Annotated in this window: 24 protein-coding genes; 8 read left to right on the plus strand and 16 right to left on the minus strand. The window is 69.2% G+C overall.

All coding sequences use genetic code 11. The annotated features are described in order from the left end of the window. Window positions 1-93 precede the first annotated feature (93 nt). Window positions 94-513: a VOC family protein gene (locus tag ABDJ85_RS18530; protein WP_347706289.1), complete on the plus strand. Its 420-nt coding sequence runs from the start codon at window positions 94-96 to the stop codon at window positions 511-513. A 13-nt stretch (window positions 514-526) separates the two neighbouring features. Here ABDJ85_RS18530 and ABDJ85_RS18535 read toward each other — a convergent pair whose 3' ends face one another. The 5 genes from ABDJ85_RS18535 to tsaB are packed head-to-tail and all read right to left on the minus strand — an operon-like array spanning window position 527 to window position 5595. Then, window positions 527-1588 (minus strand): class I SAM-dependent methyltransferase, encoded by a 1062-nt coding sequence (locus ABDJ85_RS18535; protein WP_347706290.1) that lies wholly within the window; start codon window positions 1586-1588, stop codon window positions 527-529. Next, complete coding sequence (locus ABDJ85_RS18540) at window positions 1585-3645, minus strand: putative bifunctional diguanylate cyclase/phosphodiesterase (RefSeq protein WP_347706291.1); 2061 nt, start codon at window positions 3643-3645, stop codon at window positions 1585-1587. The genes ABDJ85_RS18535 and ABDJ85_RS18540 overlap by 4 nt, the downstream gene beginning before the upstream one ends. After that, window positions 3642-4406, minus strand: a complete 765-nt coding sequence (locus tag ABDJ85_RS18545) for a uracil-DNA glycosylase (protein WP_347706292.1) — start codon at window positions 4404-4406, stop codon at window positions 3642-3644. Before ABDJ85_RS18545 ends, ABDJ85_RS18540 begins: the two co-directional genes overlap by 4 nt. Further along, window positions 4403-4888 carry a ribosomal protein S18-alanine N-acetyltransferase gene (gene rimI, locus ABDJ85_RS18550; RefSeq protein ID WP_347706293.1) on the minus strand — a complete coding sequence of 162 codons (486 nt, stop codon included), beginning with the start codon at window positions 4886-4888 and terminating at the stop codon, window positions 4403-4405. Before rimI ends, ABDJ85_RS18545 begins: the two co-directional genes overlap by 4 nt. Further along, a complete protein-coding gene (tsaB, locus tag ABDJ85_RS18555) occupies window positions 4885-5595 on the minus strand; it encodes a tRNA (adenosine(37)-N6)-threonylcarbamoyltransferase complex dimerization subunit type 1 TsaB (RefSeq protein WP_347706294.1) in 711 nt (236 codons plus the stop codon). The genes rimI and tsaB overlap by 4 nt, the downstream gene beginning before the upstream one ends. A gap of 23 nt (window positions 5596-5618) precedes the next feature. Between tsaB and dacB the strand changes: the two genes are divergently transcribed. Then, entirely contained in the window at window positions 5619-7127 is a 1509-nt protein-coding gene (dacB, locus tag ABDJ85_RS18560; RefSeq protein WP_347706295.1) for a D-alanyl-D-alanine carboxypeptidase/D-alanyl-D-alanine endopeptidase, read from the plus strand. A 34-nt stretch (window positions 7128-7161) separates the two neighbouring features. Further along, a complete protein-coding gene (gene lepB / locus ABDJ85_RS18565) occupies window positions 7162-7866 on the plus strand; it encodes a signal peptidase I (RefSeq protein ID WP_347706296.1) in 705 nt (234 codons plus the stop codon). 10 nt (window positions 7867-7876) lie between these two features. On the opposite strand, the gene ABDJ85_RS18570 is transcribed toward lepB, so the two are convergent. Genes ABDJ85_RS18570 through purE form a run of 4 tightly spaced genes read right to left on the minus strand, consistent with a single transcriptional unit; the run spans window position 7877 to window position 11470 of the window. Continuing rightward, window positions 7877-8842: an SGNH/GDSL hydrolase family protein gene (locus tag ABDJ85_RS18570; RefSeq protein ID WP_347706297.1), complete on the minus strand. Its 966-nt coding sequence runs from the start codon at window positions 8840-8842 to the stop codon at window positions 7877-7879. An 8-nt stretch (window positions 8843-8850) separates the two neighbouring features. Next, the gene (locus tag ABDJ85_RS18575; RefSeq protein ID WP_347706298.1) at window positions 8851-9849 is read right to left on the minus strand and encodes an L-threonylcarbamoyladenylate synthase; all 999 of its coding nucleotides are present in this window, start codon (window positions 9847-9849) and stop codon (window positions 8851-8853) included. A gap of 2 nt (window positions 9850-9851) precedes the next feature. Next, window positions 9852-11009 (minus strand): 5-(carboxyamino)imidazole ribonucleotide synthase, encoded by a 1158-nt coding sequence (locus ABDJ85_RS18580; RefSeq protein ID WP_347706299.1) that lies wholly within the window; start codon window positions 11007-11009, stop codon window positions 9852-9854. Beyond that, complete coding sequence (purE, locus tag ABDJ85_RS18585) at window positions 11006-11470, minus strand: 5-(carboxyamino)imidazole ribonucleotide mutase (RefSeq protein WP_347706337.1); 465 nt, start codon at window positions 11468-11470, stop codon at window positions 11006-11008. Before purE ends, ABDJ85_RS18580 begins: the two co-directional genes overlap by 4 nt. Window positions 11471-11585: 115 nt before the next feature. On the opposite strand from purE, the gene ABDJ85_RS18590 reads away from it, so the two are divergent. Then, a complete protein-coding gene (locus ABDJ85_RS18590) occupies window positions 11586-12536 on the plus strand; it encodes a tetratricopeptide repeat protein (RefSeq protein ID WP_347706300.1) in 951 nt (316 codons plus the stop codon). A 12-nt stretch (window positions 12537-12548) separates the two neighbouring features. Here ABDJ85_RS18590 and ABDJ85_RS18595 read toward each other — a convergent pair whose 3' ends face one another. Together ABDJ85_RS18595 and ABDJ85_RS18600 are read right to left on the minus strand one after the other, a co-directional pair. Next, window positions 12549-13688 (minus strand): hypothetical protein, encoded by a 1140-nt coding sequence (locus ABDJ85_RS18595; RefSeq protein ID WP_347706301.1) that lies wholly within the window; start codon window positions 13686-13688, stop codon window positions 12549-12551. Then, the gene (locus ABDJ85_RS18600; protein ID WP_347706302.1) at window positions 13685-14581 is read right to left on the minus strand and encodes a phosphoribosylaminoimidazolesuccinocarboxamide synthase; all 897 of its coding nucleotides are present in this window, start codon (window positions 14579-14581) and stop codon (window positions 13685-13687) included. Before ABDJ85_RS18600 ends, ABDJ85_RS18595 begins: the two co-directional genes overlap by 4 nt. A gap of 154 nt (window positions 14582-14735) precedes the next feature. Here ABDJ85_RS18600 and ABDJ85_RS18605 point away from each other — a divergent pair, with 154 nt between their 5' ends. From ABDJ85_RS18605 to ruvB, 4 genes are read left to right on the plus strand one after another with little or no spacing between them, the layout of a single operon-like run. Continuing rightward, the gene (locus ABDJ85_RS18605; RefSeq protein ID WP_347706303.1) at window positions 14736-16148 is read left to right on the plus strand and encodes a sensor histidine kinase; all 1413 of its coding nucleotides are present in this window, start codon (window positions 14736-14738) and stop codon (window positions 16146-16148) included. A 16-nt stretch (window positions 16149-16164) separates the two neighbouring features. Further along, window positions 16165-16824, plus strand: a complete 660-nt coding sequence (locus tag ABDJ85_RS18610) for a response regulator (protein WP_347706304.1) — start codon at window positions 16165-16167, stop codon at window positions 16822-16824. Window positions 16825-16860: 36 nt separating this feature from the next. Continuing rightward, on the plus strand, window positions 16861-17430 hold the full coding sequence (gene ruvA / locus ABDJ85_RS18615) for a Holliday junction branch migration protein RuvA (protein ID WP_347706305.1): 570 nt from the start codon (window positions 16861-16863) through the stop codon (window positions 17428-17430). After that, window positions 17430-18488: a Holliday junction branch migration DNA helicase RuvB gene (ruvB, locus tag ABDJ85_RS18620; protein WP_347706306.1), complete on the plus strand. Its 1059-nt coding sequence runs from the start codon at window positions 17430-17432 to the stop codon at window positions 18486-18488. The genes ruvA and ruvB overlap by 1 nt, the downstream gene beginning before the upstream one ends. A gap of 54 nt (window positions 18489-18542) precedes the next feature. Here the strand turns inward: ruvB and ABDJ85_RS18625 are convergent, their stop codons facing one another. From ABDJ85_RS18625 to ABDJ85_RS18645, 5 genes are all read right to left on the minus strand, one after another. Further along, window positions 18543-19484, minus strand: a complete 942-nt coding sequence (locus ABDJ85_RS18625) for a porin (RefSeq protein ID WP_347706307.1) — start codon at window positions 19482-19484, stop codon at window positions 18543-18545. 121 nt (window positions 19485-19605) lie between these two features. Then, complete coding sequence (locus tag ABDJ85_RS18630) at window positions 19606-20274, minus strand: histidine phosphatase family protein (RefSeq protein ID WP_347706308.1); 669 nt, start codon at window positions 20272-20274, stop codon at window positions 19606-19608. Then, a complete protein-coding gene (locus ABDJ85_RS18635; protein ID WP_347706309.1) occupies window positions 20274-20585 on the minus strand; it encodes a DUF1840 domain-containing protein in 312 nt (103 codons plus the stop codon). Before ABDJ85_RS18635 ends, ABDJ85_RS18630 begins: the two co-directional genes overlap by 1 nt. Window positions 20586-20595: 10 nt before the next feature. After that, complete coding sequence (locus tag ABDJ85_RS18640; protein WP_347706310.1) at window positions 20596-22701, minus strand: putative bifunctional diguanylate cyclase/phosphodiesterase; 2106 nt, start codon at window positions 22699-22701, stop codon at window positions 20596-20598. Continuing rightward, entirely contained in the window at window positions 22698-23993 is a 1296-nt protein-coding gene (locus ABDJ85_RS18645; RefSeq protein WP_347706311.1) for a cyclic di-GMP phosphodiesterase, read from the minus strand. Before ABDJ85_RS18645 ends, ABDJ85_RS18640 begins: the two co-directional genes overlap by 4 nt. Window positions 23994-24052 lie beyond the last annotated feature (59 nt).

Consider the following 24052-nt stretch of genomic DNA (forward strand, 5'->3'; position numbering starts at 1 on the left):
ATGGTTGGTGGCGAGGCCCATGCCACCAACCCACTGCCCAAATAACCACCCCACAAACGCACGGCCAAAGGCCAACCACGAGAATTCGCCCCCATGAAATACCTCCACACCATGGTTCGCGTCAGCGACGTCTCCGCCTCCCTGCGCTTCTTCTGCGACGGCCTCGGCCTCAAGGAGCTGCGCCGCACCGACCACGAAGCCGGCCGCTTCACGCTGATCTTTCTGGCGGCGCCGGGTGATGAGTCCGCCCAGGTCGAACTCACGCACAACTGGGACGAAAGCGGCTACACCGGCGGCCGCAACTTTGGCCACCTGGCCTATGCGGTGCCCAACATCTATGAGGCCTGCGAGCGCTTCCAGAAGCTGGGCGTCACCATCAACCGCCCGCCGCGTGATGGGCGCATGGCGTTTGTGCGCTCGCCCGACGGCATCTCGATCGAGCTGCTGCAGGACGGCCCCGCGCTGGCCCCGGCCGAGCCCTGGGCGTCGATGCCCAACACCGGCAGCTGGTAATCAGCTCCCGGGATCAGAGCGTGTGCGTGCGGTCGCCGTGCGCAAAGCCGATGGCGTCGAACTCGCGCGGCGCAAAGCCGATGACCTTGAAGAGTTCGCCCATCTCGTGCTCGGCGATCAGGCGGTGGGCCATCGCCCGGTCCGGCAGGCTGGCGGCGGCCATCCAGGCGTCGAGCCCGCAGTTCAGCAGGAAGTGCGCCTGGCTGGTGTAGCCCAGCACGGTCTGGCCGGTGTCCTGTGCCGCGAGCGCGATGCCGGTGAAGTTGACGTGGGCCGTGATGTCCTTGAGGCCCACGGCCACCAGCGGGTCGGGGTCGGCGCGGTGGCCCTGGTGGCACATCAGGGTGCCGCCGATGCGTGAGGGCAGGTAGTACTCGGCCTCGGGGAAGCCGTAGTCGATGAAGAACGCCGCGCCGCGCCGCAAACGCTCGCCCACGGTGGTGACGAAGGCCTCGGCCTGGGGGTGGATCTCGGTCACGGTGCCGGGCACGGCGCGCTCCAGTGGCGGGCGCAGATCGGTCGGTCGGTCGGCAAAGGCAAAGCCCTCGCTGGCCGCCACGACGCCGCGCTCACGCCAGTCCTGCCCGTCAAAGGCGAGCAATTGCACGGGCATGGCGTCCAGCACCTCGTTGCCGACGACGATGGCCTCCAGCGTGTCGGGCAGGCTGTCCAGCCACTCGACGCTGCGCCCGAACGGAGCCAGGCGTTCGCTTTGCCGCTCACGCAGGCTGGCACTCAGCTCAACGATGCGATAGCGCTCCACCAGGCTGCCCAGCGCGCCCAGCAGCTGCTCAGCCAAGGCGCCGCTGCCAGCCCCGAACTCGACGACCGTGCGCACCCCGGTCAGCTCCATGGCCTGCCGCACCTGCGCGGCCAGCGCGCGGCCAAAGAGCGGCGACATCTCAGGCGCGGTGACGAAATCGGAGCCGCCAGCGGGCATGAGGCCGAACTTGCGCTGCTGCCCGCTGTAGTAGCCCAGGCCCGGCGCGTACAGGGCCAGGGCCATGAAGCGGTCAAAGGGCAGCCAGCCGCCGGCTGCCTGCAGCTCAGCGCGGATCAGCGCGTCCAGCGTCATGCGTGCCGGCGTGCCCAGGCCGCAAATTCATCGGCCGGCATGGGCGACCCGATCAGCGAGCCCTGGAACATGTGGCAGCCCCAGCTCTCCAGCAGGTCCTTCTGGGCCTGGTTCTGCACGCCCTCGGCCGTGACCTTGAGCCCCAGGCCCAGGGCCATCTGCACCACGGCCTGCGTGACGGCGATGGAGCGCCGGCTGGTGGGCAGGCCGGCCACAAAGCTCTGGTCGATCTTGAGCTTGTCGAGCGGCAGCTCGGTCAGGTGCGCGAGCGAGGTGTAGCCCACGCCAAAGTCATCGACGGCAATGCTGAAGCCCAAGCGACGCAGCGCGCGCAGGGTGTCGGGCGCGTGGTCGATGTCGTCGATCAGCAATCGCTCGGTCAGCTCCAGCTCCAGCCACTCGCCGCGTGCGCCGGTGTCGGCCAGCACCTTCTCGACGGCAAAGGCAAAGCCTTCGAGGTTGAACTGCATGCGCGCCAGGTTGACGGCGATGGGCACCTCAGCGAGGCCGGCTTTGCGCCAGGCCACGGTCTGGCGCGCGGCCTCGCGCAGCACCCATTGGCCCAGCGGCAGCATCAGGCGGTGCTGCTCGGCCACGCTGATGAAGGCGTCAGGCGAGAGCAGGCCACGCGTGGGGTGGCGCCAGCGCAGCAGCGCCTCGGCGCCGGCCAGCTTGCCGGTCTTGGCGTCGACCTGCGGTTGGAAGAAGAGCTCGAACTCACCACGCGTGAGGCCCACGGACAGCTCGCTCTCCAGCACCAGCTCGGCGTAGATGGCTTCGCCCTGCGAGCTGTCGAAGAACTCGTAGCCGGCGCGGCCCTGGCGCTTGGCGCCGTACATCGCGGTGTCGGCGTGCTGGATCAGCTCGGCGGCACTGCGCCCGTGCTCAGGGAACATGGCCACGCCGATGGAGGGCGTGACGGTCAACGCGCGGCCGTCGGCCCGCACCGGCACCTCGACGACATTGAGCAGGGCATCAAGTACCACGCGCACGTTCTCGATGCGCTCCACATCGGGCAGCAGCACCATGAACTCGTCGCCCCCGAAGCGGCCGACCACATCGCTGGTACGCAACGCGGCGGTCAGGCGGTCGGCCACGGTGATCAGCACCTGGTCGCCCTGGGTGTGGCCCAGGCTGTCGTTGACGCGCTTGAAGTTGTCCAGGTCGATGAAGAGCAGGGCCAGACGCTCGTTGTGGCGCTCGGCACGGCGCAGGTGCACGTCGAGGTGCTCCATGAAGGCCGTGCGGTTGTAGAGCCCGGTCAGCGGGTCGTGGTGGGCCAGGAAGTGGATGCGCTGCTGCGCGGCCTGGCGGTCGCGCAGGTCACGCACGATGGACATGCGCTGGCGCTCGCCATCACGCTCCAGCGTGCGCACGATGAACTCGACCGGGATGCGCGTGCCGTCGCGGTGCAGGATGGCGGACTCGTAGCGCGTCTCGGCGCCGCTGCGGATCACGTCGGCCACCTTGGGGCGCTCGTCGGGTGGCACGAAGTCGAGCGTGGGGCGCCCGACGACCTCGTTGTGCGCGTAGCCCACCAGCGCGCACAGCGGCGGGTTGACGTCGGTGATGATGCCGTCGACGTGGAAGACGATGCCCTCCACGGTGGCGTCGAGGAACTTCTGCAGCCGCGTTTCCGTCTCGGCGGCGATGCGCTGCGCCTCTCGGAAGTGGGTGATGTCGTTCATCATCACGCAGCCCGCAATGACGCGGCCCTGGGCGTCGAACTGTGGGATCAGGTGGCCCTCGATCCATACCCAGCGGCCATCGGCGGTTTGCAGCCGGCGCTCGTAGCGGGTGGACTCTCCCGCGCGCAGCCGCTCCACCATCTGGCTGATCTCGGCCTGCGCGGCGTCGCCGATCACCTGCCAGTAGGTGAGCCCGAGCACGCTCTGCTCGGTGAAGCCGAAGGCATCGACATAGGCCCGGTTGGCGTAGATGCAGCGGTTGTCGTCGGCGTTGTAGAGCGCGATCCAGGCGGGCACGTGGGCCGCGATCAGCCGGAACCGAGCCACCTCGTCGGCCAATTGGCTCTCGGTCACCGGCGCCAGATTCACGCCGGGTCGTCGGCCAGAGGACGGTTCAAGGAGCGAGCCAGACACAAATCTTCCCAAGCCCCAGCCTTGTCGGCGGGCGCACGCAATAGATACCTTGGATCGTAAGTGGCGACGAGCGGCCGGCCACCATAGGACAGGGTCACCCCCCTCATTCGACCGAGGGGGTCGTTCCGGCCAGTTACCGCTTGCACGGCCTGGCGCCCCATGGCGAGCACGAGTTCGGGCTGAAACAGCGCGACCTGGCGCGCCAGCACGCCCTGGCAGGCCGCCAGCTCCTCGGTAGTGGCGGCACGGCCACGCGGGGGCCGGCACTTGACCACGGGGGTGATGAAGGCCTCGTCGGGCCGCAGCCCGGCGGCCACGAGCATATTGGCCAGCAGCTTGGTGGCGGCGGTCTCGCTGCCGGCTTCGTCGGACTCGTCGGGCGGCTCGACCACCACCAGCCAGCGCGGGCGCTCGCTGCCCCGGCCAAAGACGGGCTGCTTGCGCTGCTCGCACAGGCTGCAGGCACGGCAGCCGGCCACGGCGGCACGCAGGCCGTCGGCATCAAGTTCATCCCAGCGACTGGGTGAGGCGGGGCTGGCCGCCGGAGCGCGTGCAGGCGATGGTGACAGCGCCGCAGCGGTCGCTGGCGGTGACGACGGCGGCAGCGCTGCAGGCGGCGCGGCCTCGCCGGACAGGCCCGGCTCGCGTGCCGACGCGGCGGGCACGCGGTAGCCCATGGCTTCGAGCATGGCGCGCTGGCGGGCGTCCCAGTTCATGCGGGCAGCTCCAGGCTCATCAGCAGCGCGTCTTCACGGCCACCGCCCGCAGCCGGGTAGTAGGCAGGCCGCCGGCCAACCTGGGCAAAGCCGTAGCGGAGGTAGACATCCTGCGCGCGGGTGTTGGAGACCCGCACCTCCAGCCACAGCTGGTTCAGGCCCTGGCTGCGCATGCATGCGATGAGGCGGTCCAGCATGCGCACGGCCCAGCCCTGGCGCTGGAACTCGGGCGCCACGGTGATGTTGAGCAGGTGCATCTCATCCACGCCGGGCATGGCGAGCCAGTAGCCAATGAGCCGGCCATCGGCCGCCAGCAGCAGCTCGGCGTGGTAGCCGGCCGCGATGGAGTCGATGAAATTGCCTTCGGTCCAGGGCACGCTGTAGGCCGCGCGTTCGGTGGGCATGAGGCGCGGCACATCAGCGGCGCGCAGGGGCCGGGCGGTGAAGGCGAGGGCCTCCGCTGGGGCGAGCGCGGTCTTCATGGCGCAGACAGGGCGGCATCGGCCGCACGCTGCTCGCGCTCGCCCGTGGTCAGGGCGACCTTGTCGCGCACATAGACGGGCAGGGCCTCAGCGGCATCCAGCCGCTCGCCGCGCGCCCAGGCGGCACGGGCCAGGCGGTCCAGCGCCTGGGCACGGCTGGCAAGCAGTGGAATGCAGGGCACCCCGGCCACCGCCTCGCCCAGCAGGGGCAAGCCGTTGCCGGCCAAGATCTCACAGGGCTCTGCGGCCAGGCGCTCCAACAAGGCAGCCGGGCTGTAGAGCCCGGGCTCGGCCAGCGCCTGGCAGCCGGCATCGTCCAGCGCATAGGGGGCGGCGTAGAGCTCGCCCATGCGCGCGTCCACCAGCACCCAGGCCAGGCCGCGCGCGCCCTGGGCCCGGGCGTCTTCGGCCACCACCATCAGGCTGTCGATGGCCAGCACCGGTTTGTTGGCTCCGAAGGCCAGGCCCTGGGCTGCCGCGCAGGCCGTGCGCAGGCCCGTGAAGGCACCGGGCCCGCGCGCGAAGGCGATGGCGTCAAGGTCCGTCAGCTGCAGGCCAGCCTCGCGCAGGAGGCGCTGCACTTCGGGCAGCAGTTGGGCCGAGGCTTGAGCGCCACCGGCGGTCTCGCTCGCCCAGACCCGCTCGCCCTGGCTGAGGGCCACGGCCAGGGTCTCGGTCGAGGCATCCAGGGACAACAACGCGGGCATCGGGAAAGTGTAGCCTTCGGCCCATGAAGAGACGCTCCAGCACCCCGCTTTGGCGCCGCCTGCGAGCCAGCAGCGGGCTGCTGTTGGCACTGGTCGGCATGCCGGCCACCGCCTCCCCTGGCGCCCTGCCCCCGGTGCTGCTGAACGCGCTGCGTGCAGCGCAGATCGAGCCGACGGCGCTGGGCCTCGTTGTGCAGCCCCTGGACGCCGACAGCCCCAGCTGGGCCTGGCAGGCCGACAAGCCGCTCAACCCAGCCTCGCTGGTCAAGCTGATCACCAGCGCCGCCGCGCTCGACACCCTGGGCCCAGCCTGGCAGTGGCAGACGCCCGTGTGGCTGCAAGGCGCGCCGGACGAACAAGGCCGGCTCGATGGCGCGCTGACCATCCAGGGCTCGGGCGACCCGCGGCTCGGGATCGAGCCGCTGAACACCCTGCTCCGCCGCCTACAGACCCAGTACGGCCTGCGCGAAGTGCGTGGCCCGCTGGTGCTGGACCGCAGCGCCTTTGCGCCCGACAAGCGGGACCCGGCCGACTTCGACGGCGAGCCCTGGCGCGTGGGCAATGCCCAGCCCGAGGCCCTGCTGCTGCAGGCCAAGTCCATCACCTTCAACTTCAGGCCCGACGGCAAACAGGTGCGCATCACGGCCGAGCCGCCGTTCGAGCCGCCGCAGACCCTGCCGTTGGCTAGCGGGCCGTGTGGCGACTGGCGCGAGGCCCTCAAGCTCGACTGGAGCCGGGGTCGCGTGCGCTTTGCGGGCAGCTACCCGCAGGCCTGCGGCGAGCAGGCCTGGACCCTGGCCGACCCCGACCCGGCCAGCTACCCGGCCCGGCTGCTCACGCAACTGGCGCGCGAACAGGGCCTGCGCTGGGGCGATGTGCGCGAGGGCCCGGCCCCGCCCGAGCCCCCGACCCTGCGCATCCCCGGCCCCACGGTGGCCGAGGCGGTGCGCGACATGAACAAGCACAGCAGCAACCTGATGGCGCAGCAACTGCTGCTGAGCCTGGCGCGCGCGGCCGGCGTGGCGCCGGTCAACAGCGACACAGCCGCCGCCTGGCTGCAAACCTGGTTCGACACCCATGGTGGCCGCACGGGCGGGGTGCAGAGCCGCCTCGTCAACGGCTCAGGCCTGGCACGCGAGACGCGCGTCACCGCCGCTCAGTTGGCCGCCCTGCTGCGCTGGGGCTGGCAGCAGCCCTGGATGCCCGAGTGGCTGGCCTCGCTGCCGGTGGCGGGGCTGGATGGCACGCTCGCCCGCCAACCGGCGCGCTACGGGCCTGCCCTGGGGCGCGCCCATCTCAAGACCGGCACCCTGCGCGACGCGACCGCCCTGGGCGGCATCGTGCACACGCGTGACGGCAGGCGCTTGATTGTGGTGGCCCTGGTCAACCACCCCCAGGCCGGGGCTGCGCGGCCCGCGCTGGACGCCCTGCTGCGCTGGCTGGCCCAGGAGCCCGAGGCACCAGCCACCGCTGCTGCTGGCCCGCCCGATCCGCCGGCCAGCGCGCCAGCCCGCCATTCGCCCACGCGCTGAGCCACGGGGTGGCGTGCCCGCCCACACTGGCGGCATGAACACCTCCCCAACCTCACTCAGCCTCTGGCTGCGCGACAACCGTGGCTTCCTCGCCTTCCTGCTGGCCTTTGGCCTGATGCGCACCGCCATCGCCGACTGGAACCCCATCCCCAGCGGCTCGATGCGCCCCACGCTGAAGGAGGGCGACATGGTGCTGGTCAACCGCGTGGCCTACGACCTCAAAGTGCCGCTGACCGACGTCTCGCTGCTGCAGACCGGCGCGCCGGCGCGTGGCGATGTGGTGACCTTCAGCTCCCCGCGCGACGGCACGCGGCTGATCAAGCGCATCGTCGGCCTGCCCGGCGACCGCATCGCCTTGCGCGACGGGGTGCTGTGGATCAATGGCCAGGCGGCCCAGTACGCGCCGCTGCAGCGGCACGGCGAGCTGCTGGCGCCCGGCGTGGTGGTGGATGCCATCGGCACCCAGGAGCAAAGCACGCCGGGCGCTGCCCCGCACGCCGTGCAATGGCTGCCGCAGGCCGGCGCCTCGCGCGACTGGCCCGAGACCCTCGTCCCCGAGGGCCACTACTTCATGCTGGGTGACAACCGCGACAACAGCGCCGACAGCCGCTTCATCGGCCCCGTGCCACGCCGCCTGCTGATCGGGCGCGCGCACCGCGTGTTGGCGTCGCTGGACATGCTCGGCGAAGACGGCAGCCGCTGGCTGCCACGCTTCGAGCGCTTCTGGCAGCCGCTTTAAGGAAGCCGCTTTAGAACGGGTTGTTGTGCGCCCGCTGGATCGCGATCTGGCCGATGCGTGACTGCACGCTCGGGGTCAGCAGCGTGTCCGTGGCCCAGAGCCAGGTGGAGATCGCGGCGTCAGCGAGCAGGGTGTCGGTGCTGCACGACTGCGCCGAGACATTGGCGCGGCAGGCACCCTGCGACACATTGGCCAGCCCGAAGGCGTAGGGGAAACGCGCCATCTGCTGCACGGTTTCGTCGGCCAGCACGAGGCCGATATAGCGCCCGTCGTTCAGCAGCCGCACGCGCAGCGCCGTGTTGAAGGCCTGGCTCAGATCGTCGAGCAGCACGGCCCGGTCCACGTCCGTCCGGTTTTCCTTCTCCGTCAGCGCGAAGGGGGTGAGGCCCATGTCGTAGATCGTCGAGACGATGACGCGGCCATTGGCATTGGCGATGCGGTTGATCAAATCCGCCAGACGGGTGCCGCGAGCCTTGGCTTCGGCAATCAGCGAGTCGCGGTTCTGCGCCGGGAACTGGCGGTAGATCTCGATCACGTCGTTCATGCCGACGAGGAAGGTCACCAGGTCCTTGGGGCCGAGGTGGTCGTCAGCGAGAAACTGGTCCAGCTTGTCGCTGACATCCGCCACGCGGTAGCCGGCTTCGGCAAACAACTTGCCCTGCGGAACCGCCAGGCCGTACGGGTTGCACTGCGCGTAGATCATGCCGAAAGTGCTGGCCAGTTGCTGGTTCCAGGTCGGGTTCTGCGTGCAGTCGAACTGACGAGTGTCGGGGTTGAGGCCGTTGACGCCAAAGTGCCGGCCGTCGGTCAGGATGGCGCTCGTCTCATCACCGAAGCTGATGATGCGATTGGGCTTGAAGGGCTCGACCTGGTTCGACGAGGTGTTGCTGCTGCTGCTGCCGCCACAGGACGCCAACAGAGCCGCCAGAGCCAGGATCACGGCTGACGAACGACGGAAGGGGAAAGCGCGGAACATGGGGAGCATCAATCAGCGTCGGTGAATGTGGCAGCGGCACGACTCAGGCGATCGCGCACGCCATCCCAGGCGGGGTCGGGCGGGGGCGCCTCGACCCAGATCTCGCGAGCGCCCTGGGCATCCAGCTCGCGCAAGGTGGCAAACAGTTCGTGGGCCGCTTGCGCGGCATCGAGCGGCATGGGCCGCAGGATCAGCCCCGCCGCAGGCGCCGGAGCGAGCCGGGAATATACCGCCAGGCCCTCGGCCAGCCCTTGGGCACGGGTGTCGGCCAGGCGGCTTTGTAGTTGCGCCGAGGTAAAGAGGCGGACGGTGGCACGCGGCGCGTAGTGGGCCGCCAGCGTGCCGGGGGCACGCACCGCCCGCTCGCCCGGCGGGGCCAGGGGCTGGCCCAGCGCCGCCTCGATGCGACCAGGCTCGATCTGGCCGGGGCGCAGCAGCACCGGGTGCGGGCCACTGCAGTCCACGATGCTGGACTCGATGCCCACATCGCAGGCGCCGCCGTCCAGCACCAGCAACTCGGGGCCGAATTCATCGACCACATGCTGGGCGAGCGTGGGGCTGACACGCCCGAAACGGTTGGCGCTGGGTGCGGCCACACCATGCACGCCCAGCGCGGCGGCGGCCGCCAGCACGGCACGAGCCACAGGGTGGGCCGGCGCGCGCAGGGCCAGGGTGTCGGCCCCGCCCGCGGCGGCCGTGGCCACACCGGGGCGGCGCGGCACGATGACGGTCAGGGGCCCCGGCCAGAAGACGGCCATCAGGCGGCGGGCGCTCTCGGGCAGCTCGGCGGCAAAGGGCACGGCGGCCTCGGCGTCCAGCACATGGACGATCAGCGGGTGGTCGGCCGGGCGGCCCTTGGCGGCAAAGATGCCGGCCACGGCCGCGTCGTCGTCGGCTCGGGCCGCAAGGCCGTAGACCGTTTCGGTCGGCAGGCCGAGCAGCCGCCCGGCCGCCAGGCACTCGGCAGCCGCACTGATCGAAGCGGGCTCGACACCAGCCAGCAGCATGGCTAGAAGGGCAGGCCCAGGATGGCGGCGGCCTGCGCCGCCACCGCACGCGCTGCCTCGGGCGTGTCGGCCGTCAAATTGAGGTGGCCCATCTTGCGGCCAGGGCGGGCCTCGGCCTTGCCGTAGAGGTGCAGATGCGCGCCGGGCAGGGCCAGCACGGCGGCCCAGTCGGGCGTCTGCGGGCCCTCGCCGCCGCGGAACCACAGGTCGCCCAGCAAATTGAGCATCACGCTGGCCTGCACCAGGCGCGGCGGCACCAGCGGCAGGCCGGTCATGGCGCGCACCTGCATCTCGAACTGCGAGACATCGCAGCCGTCGAGCGTGTAGTGGCCCGAGTTGTGCGGGCGCGGCGCCATCTCGTTGACGACGAGGCGGCCGTCCTGCAGCAGGAAGAACTCGATGCACAGCACGCCCACATAGCCCATGGCCTCGGCCACCTGGCGGGCGCTGGCCACGGCCTGCTGCTGCAGCGCGGCGTCGACGCCGATGGCGGGCACCTCGGTGACGGCAAGGATGCCGTCACGGTGCAGGTTTTGCTGCACGGGGAAATTGACGATGGCGCCATCGGCCCCACGCACGACGATGACCGACAGCTCGGCCGCCAGCGGCAACAGTTGCTCCAGCACGCAGGGCACCTGGCCGAGGCGCTGCCAGGCGGCGGTCAGCTCGCCGGGCGTGCGCACGCGCACCTGGCCTTTGCCGTCGTAGCCCATGCGGCTGGTCTTGAGGATGCCGGGCAGCAAGGCGGGGTCGATGGCCGCCAGCTCGATCTCGTTGGTGATGACGGCATGGGGCGCGCAGGCCACGCCGGCCTTCTCGAAGTGGGCCTTCTCGACCGCGCGGTCCTGGCAGACCGCGACGCACTCGCCGCTGGGCGCGACGAAACGCATGCCGGCCAGGGTTTCAAGCGCGATGGCGGGCACGTTCTCGAACTCGGTGGTGATGGCGTCGCAGTCACGCGCCAGCTGGGCGAGGCCGAAGGAGTCGAGGTAGTCGGCACACAGGTGCTGGTCGGCCACGGCACCGGCGGGGCTGGCTTTGTCGGGGTCGAGCACCACGCAGCGGTAGCCCAGTGAGTGCGCGGCCTGCACGAACATGCGGCCCAGCTGGCCGCCGCCCAGCACGCCCAGGGTGGCGCTGCCCGGGAGCAGGGGCGTCACTTGAGCGCCTCGCTCATGCCACGGGCAATTTCGGTCTGCTCGCGCCGGAAGGCCAGCAGCCGGGTGCGTAGATCGGGGCTTTCATTGGCCAGCATGGCCACGGCAAAGAGCGCTGCATTGGCCGCGCCGGCGGCGCCGATGGCGAAGGTGGCCACGGGGATGCCCTTGGGCATCTGGACGATGGAGTGCAGGCTGTCCACGCCCTGCAGGTGGCGGCTGGCCACCGGCACGCCGAGCACGGGCACGGGCGTCTTGGCGGCCAGCATGCCGGGCAGGTGGGCCGCGCCGCCAGCGCCGGCAATGATGGCCTTGAGCCCACGCGTGGCCGCCGCTTCGGCGTAGGCGAACATTTCGTCGGGCATGCGGTGGGCCGAGACCACCCGTGCCTCAAAGGGGACATTGAACTCGGTGAGAATCTCAGCCGCCAGTTTCATCGTCTCCCAGTCGCTGCTGGAGCCCATCACGATGCCCACCAGGGCGTCCGGGTTCGAGTTCACTGGGTTTGACAAAGAGGGCCTCCACGGCGGCTGAACGAAGCCTTGAATTGTAGGAGCCGCCCCTCCATCTGCCCCGACCATGATCGACATCACCCTCCAGAACTTCGAAGCCGAACTGATCCTCGCGTCCCAGCAGCAACCGGTGCTGCTGGACATCTGGGCACCCTGGTGCGGCCCCTGCAAGACGCTCGGCCCGGTGCTGGAGAAGCTGGAGCTGGACTACGCCGGCCGCTTCACGCTTGCCAAGCTGAACAGCGACGAGGTGCCCGAGATCGCCACACAGTTGAGCCAGATGTTTGGCGTGCGCAGCATCCCTTTTTGCGTGATGTTCGTGGACGGCCAGCCGGTGGATGGCTTCGTGGGCGCCCTGCCCGAGGCGCAGATCCGCAGCTTCCTGGACAAGCACGTGCCCGAAGGCGCGGCGCTGGAGGCCGAGGCCGAGGTGGCTGAAGCTGAGGGGCTGGCAGCGGAAGGCAGCCTGGAGGCCGCCGTTGGCAAGCTGCAGCACGCGCTGCAGACCGACCCGGGCAACGACGTCGCGCGCTTTGACCTCGTCAAGATCCTGCTCGAAGCGGGCAAGGTGGCGGCGGCGCGGGAGGCCTTTGAGCCCGTCGCGGCCAAGGCGGCCGACACGCTCACCCCGAACCCACGCCTGGCGGCCTTGGCCGTCTGGCTGACCGCCACCGAAGCGCCCGCCGCTGACCCCGCCGCGCTGCAGGCCGCCATTGCCGCCAACAAGCGCGACTTTGACGCCCGGTTTGCACTGGCCCGGCACCATCTGGCCGGCCAGCGCTTCACCGAAGCCATGGACGAACTGCTCGAAATCATCATGCGCGACAAGGCCTGGAACGACCAGGCGGCGCGCAAGACCTATGTGGCCATCCTGGAGCTGTTGACCAAGCCGCCGGTCAAGTCGGCGGCGGATGCGCCCAAGAGCGGCGGCATCGAACTCGCGGGCAAGGCCGTGGCCGTGCAGAGCGACCCGGTGATCGACCAGTACCGGCGCAAGCTCTCAATGGCGCTGTTCTGACGCGGCGGCCGCTCAGCGTGTGATGGTGCCGGCTGCGGCCGGCAGCGCCCGCAGCCCGGCGGCCTCCAGGGCCTGCACCCAGTCAGCCCGATGCTGGTCAAAGGCCACCCAGGCCTGCTCGGCCGCCGCACGATGTCGGGCGGCGCTGTCTTGTTCGCCCAGGCGTTGATGCACGTCGGCCAAGCGCGCATGGGCGGCAGCGCGGTCTTCGATGTCGCAGCCGTCAGGGGCCTCGACACGCAGCTCCAGCGCCGCCGACTCGGCCAGCGCACGGGCACGCGCGGTTTCGCCCACCTCGACACAGCACCACGCCAGGTCGGCCAGCAGGCTGTGGCCGATGTGGGACAGCCCCGCTGCCATCAAGGCCGGGAGCTGGGATTCGAGCACGCGACGGGCCTCGGCCACCTGGCCCTGCACCAGCAGCAACTGGGCACGCACCAGGGGCGTCAGCTCAGAGCGGGCGGTACCGCCCACGGCGGCATCGAAGTGGCTGACCGAATCCACGCTGAGCAAGGCCGACGGCGCCTCGCCCGGCCGGCCGCGCAACGCGTCAATGCGGATGCGCAGCGCGCGCACCTGGGTCTGGTTGTAAAGCAAGGCGGCCAAGGCGGCGTCGTCACCATCGATCAGGCATTGCTGGCGCGCGAAAGTGAACCACTCGACAGCGACCGGGTCCTGGCTGACGCTCCAGGCCAGGGCCACGGCCGTGGCCGCCCGGTAGCGCACCCCGGCGTCGGCCTGCGGGCTGGCCAGGGCCTGCTGCGCAGCGGCGGCAACCAGCGCCGGCCGGCGTGCGACGACCTCTAGGTGCGCCCGCCACGCGAGGCTCCAGGGCAGCAGGTCGGCCACGGCTGCGGCCTCGGCCATGTCCTGAGCGCGCTGCACACGCAGATGGGCCAGCGGCAGGTGGCCGGCGTAGAAGGCCAGCACCCCTTCGGCCAGATGCAGCCAAGCCGTCAGCTCGGCGCGCGGCTGCACCAGCGAGCGTTGGTAGAGGCGTCCCATCTCGGTACGGGCCTCCTGCTCGCGCCCATGGCGCGCCAGCAGCAGGCAGCGCTGCACCTGCAAGCCAGCCACCCGCCCGGGTAAGGTTGCCCAGGCCGCGATCTCGGCTTCCAGGCGCTGAGCGAGGCGGCTGCGCAGCTGGGTCATGAGGTGAGGCGGGTCAGGGCTTCCTGGTACTTCTCGACGGTGCGGGCAATGACCTCGGCCGGCAGCGCGGGCGCGGGCGCTGTCTTGCCCCAGGGCTTGCCGTCGACCGTGGCCTGCTCCAGCCAGTCGCGCACGAACTGCTTGTCGTAGCTGGGCGGGTTGCGGCCCGGGGCGTAGCTCTCGACCGGCCAGTAGCGCGAGGAGTCGGGCGTCAGCACTTCGTCCATCAGCGTGAGCGTGCCGTCGGCATCGAGGCCGAACTCGAATTTGGTGTCGGCAATGATGATGCCCTTGGTCAGCGCATAGTCGGCCGCCCGCTGGTAGAGCTGGATGGAGACGTCGCGGATGCGGGTGGCGAGGTCGGCGCCGATGATCTCGACCATGCGCTCGAAGGCGATGTTTTCGTCGTGCTCGCCCTGTTCGGCCTTGGTGGCTGGCGTGAAGATGGGCGCCGGCAGCTTGTCGGCATTGCGCAGCCCGGGCGGCAGGGGTACGCCGCAGACGGAACCCGACTTTTGATACTCGGCCCAGCCGCTGCCGGCCAGGTAGCCGCGCACGACGGCCTCGACGGGCAGGGGCTTGAGGCGCTTGACCAGCATGGCCCGCCCTTCGACCTGGTCACGCTCTGCCGGCGTGACGACGGACAACGGGTCGTCGCCCGTCAGGTGGTTGGGCACGATGCCGGCCAGCTTGTCGAACCAGAACAGCGCCATGCGCGTGAGCAGCGCGCCCTTGCCCGGGATGGGCTCGCCCATGATGACGTCGAAGGCCGACAGCCGGTCGCTGGCGATCATCAGGATGCGGTCGTCACCCACCGCGTAGTTCTCACGCACCTTGCCGCGGCCAAGCAGGGGCAAGGAGGTCAGGGAGGATTGCAGGAGGGCAGACGACATGGGGCTGGGCTGGACGCTGACGAAAGGGGCGCATTTTCGCGCAGCCGATGCGGCACATGCACGGATGCCGGCGGCACCCTGGATTTTTCGATCCCGGCCAGGGTGCAAGCTCACGCACAATCGCGCTCCCATGGGGTCCGGCTTGATGGCGTACATGCCCAAACGATGCTGCACGACCGCGCTGCTCGCGCTGGTTGGGGGCATGGCCTGCGCGGCTGGCCTTGAGCCGGTGTCCGCGCCGGTGAGCGCCGCCATGGCCTGGGCCACCGGCGCACAAGCCTGGCTCGCCGCCATGCTGCTCGGCGTGGCGCTGGCACTCGGCATGCTGTCGCTGGTGCAGCGCAACCAGCAGGGCAGCCTCTTCCTGGCCGGGATGATGCTGAGCTGGGTTTTGCTACGCGCCGGCAGCGGCCCCACGGCCCTGGGCCTGCGCCCGCTGCTGATGACCCTGCTGGTGCTGTGCGGCGTGCAGTACCTGCTGCGCCAGATCAATACCCAGCAGGAGCACGTGACCCACGCGCTGCTGATCCAGTGCCTGGTGGTGCCCTTGAGCCTGCTGCTGTCGGGCGGTGAGGTCGAGGCCCTGGCACGGCTCTGGCACAGCGTGCTGGTGCTGGAGCTGGTGGCGGCCATGGCCTGGGTGCTGGCGCAGCGCTGGCGCCGCTGGCGCGCCGACCCGGTGGCCGAAACCCGATTGGCCTGCCCGCACCCCGACTTCCGGCTGCTGACCGTCCTGTTGGTGCCTACGATGCTGGCCCTGCTGGCCGAACTGGCGCTGTCCTGGACGGACGTTCATCTGTGGTGGATCTCCCTGCCCTGGCTGGGCCTGCTGCTGCCGCTGGCCATGCTGGGGCTGGGGCTGGATGCCATCGCCTGCGTGGCCCGCAGCCGGCTGGATGCCGAGCGCCGCGTGGCGGCCGCCGAGCAGCGCATGCAGGAGCGCATTGCCGAGGTCGAGCGCCAGCACGCCAAGCTGGCCGAGCAGAAGCTCGAGCAGGTGACCGAGCGCGAACGCAAGCGCATTGCCGCTGACCTGCACGACGACCTCGGGGCCAAGCTGCTGACCATCGTGCACACCAGCGAGTCCGCCCGCATCTCGACCCTGGCGCGCGAGGCGCTGGAGGAAATGCGCCTGTCGGTGCGCGGCCTGACCGGCAAGCCCGTGCACCTGATCGACGCGCTGGGCGACTGGCGTGCCGAGGTGGTGCTGCGCCTGGGCCAAGCCAACATCCTGGCCGAGTGGAAGTCGCCCACCGACGAGATCACCCAGACCCTGCAAGCGCGCTCCTACGTCCAGACAACCCGCATCCTGCGCGAGTCGGTCAGCAACATCATCAAGCACAGCGGGGCCACGCACGCCACCATCAGCTGCGCGGTCCAGGAAGGCGATTTCATCCTGACCGTGCAGGACAACGGCCACGGCATCCCCGCCGAATTGGACGGCCGGCTCGATCGCGGACACGGAATGGCGAGCATGAAGTCTCGCGCCAAGCAAATGCATGGCCAGTGCCTGGTTGAATCCGGGCCGGGTTGGGGTACCGTCATACGTCTCACCATTCCGCTGTGATTCCAAAGGTCTGCCCATGAACCACATCCTGCTGCTCGAAGACATCCCGGAGATCCGGGCCTGGTTGAAGGCACTGGTGAAGCAGGTGTTCGCCAACGCCCACGTGACCGAGTGCTCACGCGTCCAGGACGCGCTGGCCGCCGTCAACACCGAGCGCTTCACGCTGGCCTTGCTGGACCTGGGCCTGCCCGACGGCTCCGGCGTGGATGTGGTAGCCGCCTTGCGCGAGAAGCAGCCCGAAGTTCAATCCGTCATCGTCACCATCCACGACGACGACGAGCACCTCTTCCCCGCGCTGCAGGCCGGCGCCTTTGGCTACCTGCTGAAGGAACAGTCGCGCGAACTGCTGGTCGAGCAGTTGCAGCGCATGAGCCAGGGCGAGCCGCCGCTGTCGCCCTCCATCGCTCGCAAGGTGATTGCCTACTTTGCCGCCCACGCCAAGCCGCAGGCCTCGTCGGCCGCGCTCCTGCACGAGGTCTCGCTGACCGAGCGCGAGAGCGAAGTGCTGCTGCGCGTGGCCAAGGGCTTCACCCTGCCCGAGATCGGCGTGCAGCTGGGTCTGTCGCGTCACACGATCGCTGACTACGTCAAGCAGATCTACCGCAAGCTCAACGTGAGCTCGCGCGCCGAGGCGGCGCTCGAAGCCCAACGCCTGGGTTTGTTCGGTCGGAACTGAGGCCAACAAAACCGACGGGGCCCAGATAATGGGCTGATGATCGGTCGACTCAGTGGCGTCATTGCCGAGAAATCTCCCCCCCAGGTCCTGATCGATGTCGCGGGCGTCGGCTACGAGCTCGACGTGCCGATGAGCACTTTCTACAACCTGGGCGCGCTCGGTGCGCGCACCGTCCTGCTGACCCACCTCAGCATCCGCGAGGATGCGCATCAGCTCTTCGGCTTCCTGACGAGCGAAGAACGCACGACCTTCCGCCAACTGATCCGCATCAGCGGCATCGGCCCCAAGATGGCGCTGGGCCTGCTGTCCGGGCTCTCGGTTTCCGAACTCTCGCAGGCCGTGACCGCCCAAGATGCCGGGCGGCTGACCAAGGTGCCTGGCGTCGGCAAGAAGACGGCCGAACGGCTGCTGCTGGAGCTGCGCGGCAAGCTTGGTGCCGACCTGGGTGTCCCGGTCAGCGTCGGTAACGCGGCGCAGGCTGACATCCTGCAGGCCCTGATCGCGCTCGGCTACAGCGAGAAGGACGCAGGATCGGCACTCAAGAACTTGCCCACCGATGTGGGCGTGAGCGAGGGCATCAAGCTGGCCCTCAAGAAGCTGTCCTGATGAGCATCCAGACCGACGACTTCGCGCCCGCCAGCCCACGCCTGGTGAGTGCCGCCCCCAGCTCCCCGCGCGAAGAGGCCATGGAACGCGCGCTGCGGCCCAAGCTGCTCGACGAATACGTGGGCCAGACCAAGGCGCGCGAGCAGTTGGAGATCTTCATCGGCGCCGCCAGCAAACGCGGCGAGGCGCTGGACCATGTGCTGCTGTTCGGCCCGCCGGGGCTGGGCAAGACCACGCTCTCGCACATCATTGCAGCCGAGCTCGGCGTCAACCTGCGCCAGACCTCGGGGCCCGTGCTCGAAAAGCCCAAGGACCTGGCAGCCATCCTGACCAATCTGGAGCGCAACGATGTGCTCTTCATCGACGAGATCCACCGCCTCAGCCCGGTCGTCGAAGAAATCCTCTACCCGGCGCTGGAGGACTACCAGATCGACATCATGATCGGCGAGGGCCCGGCGGCCCGTTCCATCAAGCTCGACCTGCAGCCCTTCACCCTGGTGGGCGCCACCACGCGGGCCGGCATGCTGACCAACCCGCTGCGCGACCGCTTCGGCATCGTCGCGCGGCTGGAGTTCTACACGCCGGAAGAGTTGCAGCGCATCGTCACGCGCTCGGCCCAGTTGCTGGGCGCCAGCATCGATGCCGCCGGCGCCCTGGAGATTGCCAAGCGCTCACGCGGCACGCCGCGCATTGCCAACCGCCTGCTGCGCCGCGTCCGAGACTTTGCCGAGGTCAAGGGCGACGGGCGCATCGTGGCCGAGCTGGCAGACCGCGCGCTGGCCATGCTGGACGTCGACCCCCAGGGCTTCGACCTGATGGACCGCAAGCTGCTGGAAGCCGTCATCCACCGCTTTGATGGCGGGCCGGTCGGGCTCGACAACGTGGCCGCCGCCATCGGTGAAGAGAGCGGGACGATTGAAGACGTGATCGAGCCCTACCTGATTCAGCAGGGCTACCTTCAGCGCACCCCGCGCGGCCGCATCGCCACCCTGGCCGCCTACCGCCACCTGGGTTTGGCGCCGCCAGCCAGCCGAGGCAGCGACCTCTTCGACGCCTGAAAAAAAAAGGCGCCCCGAGGGGCGCTTTTTGCTGGGGCAGGACCTGCCCGGGAATCAGAAGTTGTGGCGCAGACCAGCAGCCAGCGAGCTGGAGTCACCGACCGAGTTCGGGGCGGTGCGGTCCACGGCGGTGTAGTAGCCGTAAACCTTGGTGCGCTTGCTCAGGTTGTAGTTGTAGCCGAAGGTGTACTGCTTGCCGCCGTAGGCGCCAAAGCTGCCACCCGCCTTGGTGCCGCCGACGTTCACATGGAACTCGGACGGGCCCGTCGTGTACATCACCGAGACACGGCCGATGTCACGATCAGGATTGGCCTTGAAGGTGTCTTCGGTTTCGCGCTGGTAGTAGCCGCCGAAGGTGAAGGCGCCCAATTGGTACAGGCCGCGAATGGCGTACTGCTTCTGGGTGCCTTGCTTGCTGTAACCGAAGCCGTAGTGGACCGGGCCGTTGTCGTAGTTGACAGACAAGTCGTAGGCGCGGGCATCGACGCCTTCACCAGCGTGGATGTCGAACTCGGCGCTGAAGTTGCCAAGCTTGGGCGTGAAGTAGCCCACCTTGTTGCTGCGCGGGTTGAACATCGTGCCTTCCGAAGCCAGCGCGTCGGCCGAGGTGCCCGTGTCATGGTTGTGCATGCTCACGTAGTCCACGGTGGCGAAGTACGAGCCCGGGATCCAGCGGCCGAGGCGGACTTCACCGAAGTTGCCGATCAGGCTGACGTTGGAGGCACGGCCCCAGAACTGGGTGCCGGCGTTGGAGTTGCCGGTGTCGGAGTCAAAGCCATGCTCCAGCTGGAAGGCTGCCTTCAGGCCACCACCCAGGTCTTCCATGCCCTTGAAGCCAAGGCGCGAGCTGTTGCTATTGACCTTGACGACGCGGTCGGCGGAGCCGGTCTTGACACTTTCAACGGTGGTGTTGAAGCGACCCCAGAGGGTCACGGTCTGTGCGAATGCCGGAACAGCAACAACAGATACAAGCGCGGCAATTGCAAACTTCTTCATCGGGTGCCTTTACTGAGTTATCGATGGCCCTAGGGGAACCACCAGACAGGGGGTTCAAATCAGTATATGAGGGAGGGATTGCCCGAATAGACCCCCACGACGCGAAATCGCAACAGAACTGTCATGTTGGGCGCGGCGGAGCCGCCAGGCCATCGTCGGCCGAGCCCAGGCCGGTGAGGTGCTGATCGTCGTTCCATCCGACCAGGCTGAACTGCCCGTCCGCGAAAAGCAGGCGGTTGATGCTGGCATTGCCCATCACCCAACTGCGTGCCGCAGCCAATGGCAAGCCCACGGCCGCGCGGTAAAAACAATCGAGCACCCCGCCGTGGGCAATGATGGCCACCTGAGCACCGGGGTGCAGCCGGGCGATACGCGTCAGCTCGCCAACGCAGCGAGCCTGAAGCTCGACGAGGGATTCACCGCCGCCGACGCGAAATTCGGGCTCGCGACGCTTCCAGCGCACGGCGCTGTCGGGATCACGGGCATGGATCTCCTCCCAGGTCAGGCCCTCGAAGGTGCCGAAATGCCGTTCGCGGAGCGCCACCGACGCCTGTACCTCCAGCGGCCGCCCTAGCGCCAGCGCAGCGGCGGTTTGCTGGGCGCGTTGCAGATCGCTGCTGTAGACGGCGTCAACGGCCTCGTCACGCAGGGCCTCGGCCAGGCGCTCGGCCTGCAACAGCCCGAGCGGGCTGAGCGGGATGTTGATATGGCCCTGGATCCGGCCTTCACGGTTCCAGAGCGTCTCGCCATGCCGGATCACCAGCAGGCGGGTGATGCGCGCCGGACTCATCAGACGCCCCAGACGACGGCGACGCGCTCGCGGTGGGCCTGGTGCAGCATCTCGCGCAGCGGCCACACGCGCTGGCGCAGGCTGACTAGCGGCCGGGCCGGTGCCTTGCCTCCCGCATCAGCGGCCGCTTCTGCAGCCTGAGCCTCGGCAGCCACGGCGGCGTCCAGCAGCTCAATGATGTGGGGCTGGTCATCGACTTCGAAGATGCCCTTGAGCTGCCCTTCGCGGCCCACCAAGCGCAGGAGTTGCTGGGCGTTGTCGCCCAGCATCAAGACATCGGCGGCGACGGGGGACTTGAATCGAATGAGCATGCGCTCATTGTCAGCCCGTGCTGGCAAGCCCCAACCAGCCGGAGGCTGGCGCATCGTCTTCGACGGCCCGGCGCGGGCGCACGCGCTCTTCAAACTCGGCCGCCGTCAGCGGTGGCGCGTACAGATAGCCCTGGAATTCGTGGCAGCCGGCGCGAGCCAGGAAATCACGCTGCGCTTCGCGCTCGACGCCCTCGGCAATGACCTGCAGATTGAGCGCCCGGCCCACCTGCACGATGGCATTGACGATGCCGGCGTCGCTGGCGTCGCCCGGCAGGCCTTGCACGAAGCTGCGGTCGATCTTGAGGCGCTGAATGGGGAAGCGCTTGAGGTAGGCCAGGCTGGAATAGCCAGTGCCGAAGTCGTCGATGGACAGCGCCACGCCCAGGCTGGCCAGCGCACGCATGCGGCGCAGGCACTCGTCGGCATCGCCGACCAGCACGGACTCAGTCAGTTCCAGCTCCAGCAGTCCGGGCGGCAGGCCGGCCATGCGCAGCGCGGCGGCCACGCCTTCGATGAATTGCGGTTGCTGGAACTGCAAGGCCGAGACGTTGACGGCGATGGGCATGCGCAGGCCCTGCCGCAGCCACTCGGCCGCCTGCATCACGGCCTCGCGCAGCACCCAGTCGCCCAGCGGCACGATGAAGCCACTCTGTTCGGCCAGGGGGATGAAATCGGCCGGCGCAATCTCGCCGCGCACCGGGTCACGCCAGCGCAGCAGCGCCTCGGCACCAATGACGCGGCGGCTGCCGACCTCGACCTGGGGCTGGAAGCTGAGCCTGAACTGCCCGAACTCGAGCGCCTGGCGCATGGCGTGATCGAGCCGCATGCGCGAGAGCAGGTCCACGTCGCGCCGCGGCACATCGAAGCGGAAGCCCGCGCGGCCGCTCTCCTTGACCCAGTGCATGGCACGCTCGGCACTGGCCATCAGGACGTCGGGCGTGTCGCCGTCGCGAGGGTAGAGGGCAATGCCGCAGGACGCGGTGACGGTGAAGCTGAGGCTGTCGAAGCTGAACGGTGCCGCCAGCTGCTGCTCGATGCGCCGCGCGGCCGCCTCGGCCTCGCGCACTTCGGCGTTTTCGATCAGCAGCGCAAACTCGTCAGCCCCCAGCCGCGCCAGCACGTCGTCCATGCCGAAGCCGGCGCGCAGGCGCTCGGCCACGTCGCGCAGCACGCGATCGCCATAGCTGGCACCGAAGGTGTCGTTGATCTGCTTGAAGCGGTCCAGGTCGATGTGGAGCAGCGCAAAGGGCTGACCCTTGCGCTCGATCTGCCGGGCCATCAGGTCGCACAGCGCCCGCCGGTTCGGTGCGCCGGTGAGCACATCGACACGCGCCAACTCCTCGATGCGCTGGTGAGCGGCGATCTTCTCGCTCAGGTCCCGGAAGGAGAACACGCGGCCGATGGCCTCGCCCCGGCTGATCTGCGGCAGCGAGACTTGCTCCAGCACGCGGCCATCGGCCAGGTGCAGGGTGTCGGTGCTGCGCGTCAGCGGCTCGCTCAGCAGGGCATCGATGCGACGGCGGTACAGGTCGCCGTCGGACAGCAGGCGCTGCAGGCTCAGCCACAGGCCGGCATCGCCGGGCTCGTGCAAATGGCCACCGGGCAATTCCCAGATCTGCACGAAGCGGCGGTTGAAGCTGCGCACCCGGCCCGAGAGGTCGGTCACGAGGATGCCGTCGGCGGTGGATTCGAGCGTGGCGCGCAGTTCGGCCAGCAGGCCTTCGCGCTCGGCCTCGGCGCGGCGACGGCGGGTCTGGTCGTGCAGCAGCACCAGCCAAAAACGCTCGCCATCAGGCAGGGCCACGGGGCTGACGCTGCGACTGACCCAGAGCGGTCGGCCGTCTGAGTGGTGCAGCACGGTGTCGGAGCGCAGGCGCGCCTCGGGGTCGTGCGCGGCGCTGTGCCAGAAGACCTCATCCTCCGGCGTGGTGCACAGGGCCTGCGGCGCGAAACCGACGACCTGGTCCTCGCGCAAGCCCAGCAGGCGCAAGGCGGGCCGATTGACCGCCGAAACCATCCGGCTCTGGCCATCGACCAACCAGGCGGGCTCCGGCAGCCCATCAAGCAATGCCTCGGCCGCCGAGTGTCCCGGGCGGCGAGGCTCTGGGGATGTCACGCAGCGGCCTCCGAGTAGCCGCTGGAGTCAACGCTGTCAAAGAAATACGCGACGCGTGAGCGCGGGCTGAGGTAGTCCAGCGCAGCCCGAGGCAGAGCTTCGGGCTTGAGACTGCGCCGGATGCCCACGTCGGGCGTGTCCTCAAGGTTCAGGGTCAAGGCCTCTTCGCGCGCGATCTTGGGGTCGTGCACGAGAACGCGGGGCTTGAGCGGGCGCGAGGGGTTGACCGAGGTGACGAGCGCAAAGCGGTCGTCGGTCAACTGCACGGCCGAACCGGGTGGGTAGACGCCCATCATGCGGATGAAGGCGTTCAACATGGTCGAGTCAAAGCGGTTGCGGCCCTGCGCGAACATGAGGGACAGCGCCTCGTGCGGCGTCATTGCCTTGGACGCAAGCAGTGGGTTGCACAGCCCGTCAAAGCGGTTGACCAAGGCGACGATGCGGGCCCCAGCGCTCATGCGGTCGGCGGTGATGCGCTGGGGGAAGCCGGAGCCGTCAGCGTGCTCGTGGTGCTGGGCAATGATGAGCAAAGGGCCGGGTGTCAGGCCCATGGACTGGCCGAGTGCCACACCCTTGGTGACGTGCTGCTGGTAGGCCTGCAACTCGGCACTGGTGAAGCTGTCATCGCGGTGACGCAGGCGCGGGGCGATGTCGATCTTGCCGACGTCGTGCAGCAGGGCCCCGACACCAAGGTCCATCATTTCGTCGCGCCCGAGGCCGAAGGCACGGCCCAGCAGCAAGGCAATGATGCTGACGTTGAGCGAGTGGGCGGTGTGCCGGTCGCCAGCTGCTTCGTTCAGCAGGCGCAGATTGAGGTCGCCCTCGACCAGCATCTTGTCGAGCATGGCGGCGGTCAGCGCCTGGGCCTGCTCGCGGGCATGGCTGGGGCGAGTCGAGACGGCATCAACGACCTGGCGGAACGCCGCAGCAGCTTCGCCGTACTGCTGCTGGCACAGGGCCAGCGCGTCCCGCTGCGCGGCGAGCGCGCGCTTGTGGGCCTCACGGGCGAGGTCGGCGGGCGTGGGTTGGTTTGGCAGGTCGGCCGGGTCCGGCGAGATCGCTGCAGCCGTCGCAGCGGTGGAGGAGTCCTGAAAGCCGAGATCGCTCTTGGCCGGGCTCCAGCGCACCTGGGTCAGGCCGAGCCGGCGCAAAGTGACAAGCTGGTCACTTGAAGCGATCTTGAAGCTGGACAGCGGGAAGGGGTGGGACATCCAACCCAGGTCGAGGTGGATGAACATCCCCACCTGCAACTGGCTGACGTCGATCAACGGATCCGATTTCTTGTCCTGCATTGAGGGCTCGCGACCAAGATCCCGCAGCGGGAATCGCCCCGGGAGCCGGATGGTCGCCA

This window comes from Roseateles paludis, from assembly GCF_039872745.1.
Taxonomy (GTDB): Bacteria; Pseudomonadota; Gammaproteobacteria; order Burkholderiales; family Burkholderiaceae_C; genus Pelomonas; species Pelomonas paludis.

Bases quoted from the DNA above. Each gene is read 5' to 3' on its own strand.
- ABDJ85_RS18530 (WP_347706289.1), top strand. From the start codon at position 94: ATGAAATACCTCCACACCATGGTTCGCGTCAGCGACGTCTCCGCCTCC.
- rimI (WP_347706293.1), bottom strand. From the start codon at position 4,888: ATGAAGACCGCGCTCGCCCCAGCGGAGGCCCTCGCCTTCACCGCCCGG.
- ABDJ85_RS18570 (WP_347706297.1), bottom strand. From the start codon at position 8,842: ATGTTCCGCGCTTTCCCCTTCCGTCGTTCGTCAGCCGTGATCCTGGCT.
- ABDJ85_RS18610 (WP_347706304.1), top strand. From the start codon at position 16,165: ATGAACCACATCCTGCTGCTCGAAGACATCCCGGAGATCCGGGCCTGG.
- ABDJ85_RS18590 (WP_347706300.1), top strand. From the start codon at position 11,586: ATGATCGACATCACCCTCCAGAACTTCGAAGCCGAACTGATCCTCGCG.
- ABDJ85_RS18595 (WP_347706301.1), bottom strand. From the start codon at position 13,688: ATGACCCAGCTGCGCAGCCGCCTCGCTCAGCGCCTGGAAGCCGAGATC.
- ABDJ85_RS18605 (WP_347706303.1), top strand. From the start codon at position 14,736: ATGCCCAAACGATGCTGCACGACCGCGCTGCTCGCGCTGGTTGGGGGC.
- tsaB (WP_347706294.1), bottom strand. From the start codon at position 5,595: ATGCCCGCGTTGTTGTCCCTGGATGCCTCGACCGAGACCCTGGCCGTG.
- ABDJ85_RS18625 (WP_347706307.1), bottom strand. From the start codon at position 19,484: ATGAAGAAGTTTGCAATTGCCGCGCTTGTATCTGTTGTTGCTGTTCCG.
- ruvB (WP_347706306.1), top strand. From the start codon at position 17,430: ATGAGCATCCAGACCGACGACTTCGCGCCCGCCAGCCCACGCCTGGTG.
- ABDJ85_RS18635 (WP_347706309.1), bottom strand. From the start codon at position 20,585: ATGCTCATTCGATTCAAGTCCCCCGTCGCCGCCGATGTCTTGATGCTG.
- lepB (WP_347706296.1), top strand. From the start codon at position 7,162: ATGAACACCTCCCCAACCTCACTCAGCCTCTGGCTGCGCGACAACCGT.
- ABDJ85_RS18575 (WP_347706298.1), bottom strand. From the start codon at position 9,849: ATGCTGCTGGCTGGTGTCGAGCCCGCTTCGATCAGTGCGGCTGCCGAG.
- ABDJ85_RS18545 (WP_347706292.1), bottom strand. From the start codon at position 4,406: ATGAACTGGGACGCCCGCCAGCGCGCCATGCTCGAAGCCATGGGCTAC.
- dacB (WP_347706295.1), top strand. From the start codon at position 5,619: ATGAAGAGACGCTCCAGCACCCCGCTTTGGCGCCGCCTGCGAGCCAGC.
- ruvA (WP_347706305.1), top strand. From the start codon at position 16,861: ATGATCGGTCGACTCAGTGGCGTCATTGCCGAGAAATCTCCCCCCCAG.
- purE (WP_347706337.1), bottom strand. From the start codon at position 11,470: ATGGGCTCCAGCAGCGACTGGGAGACGATGAAACTGGCGGCTGAGATT.
- ABDJ85_RS18645 (WP_347706311.1), bottom strand. From the start codon at position 23,993: ATGCAGGACAAGAAATCGGATCCGTTGATCGACGTCAGCCAGTTGCAG.
- ABDJ85_RS18630 (WP_347706308.1), bottom strand. From the start codon at position 20,274: ATGAGTCCGGCGCGCATCACCCGCCTGCTGGTGATCCGGCATGGCGAG.
- ABDJ85_RS18600 (WP_347706302.1), bottom strand. From the start codon at position 14,581: ATGTCGTCTGCCCTCCTGCAATCCTCCCTGACCTCCTTGCCCCTGCTT.
- ABDJ85_RS18535 (WP_347706290.1), bottom strand. From the start codon at position 1,588: ATGACGCTGGACGCGCTGATCCGCGCTGAGCTGCAGGCAGCCGGCGGC.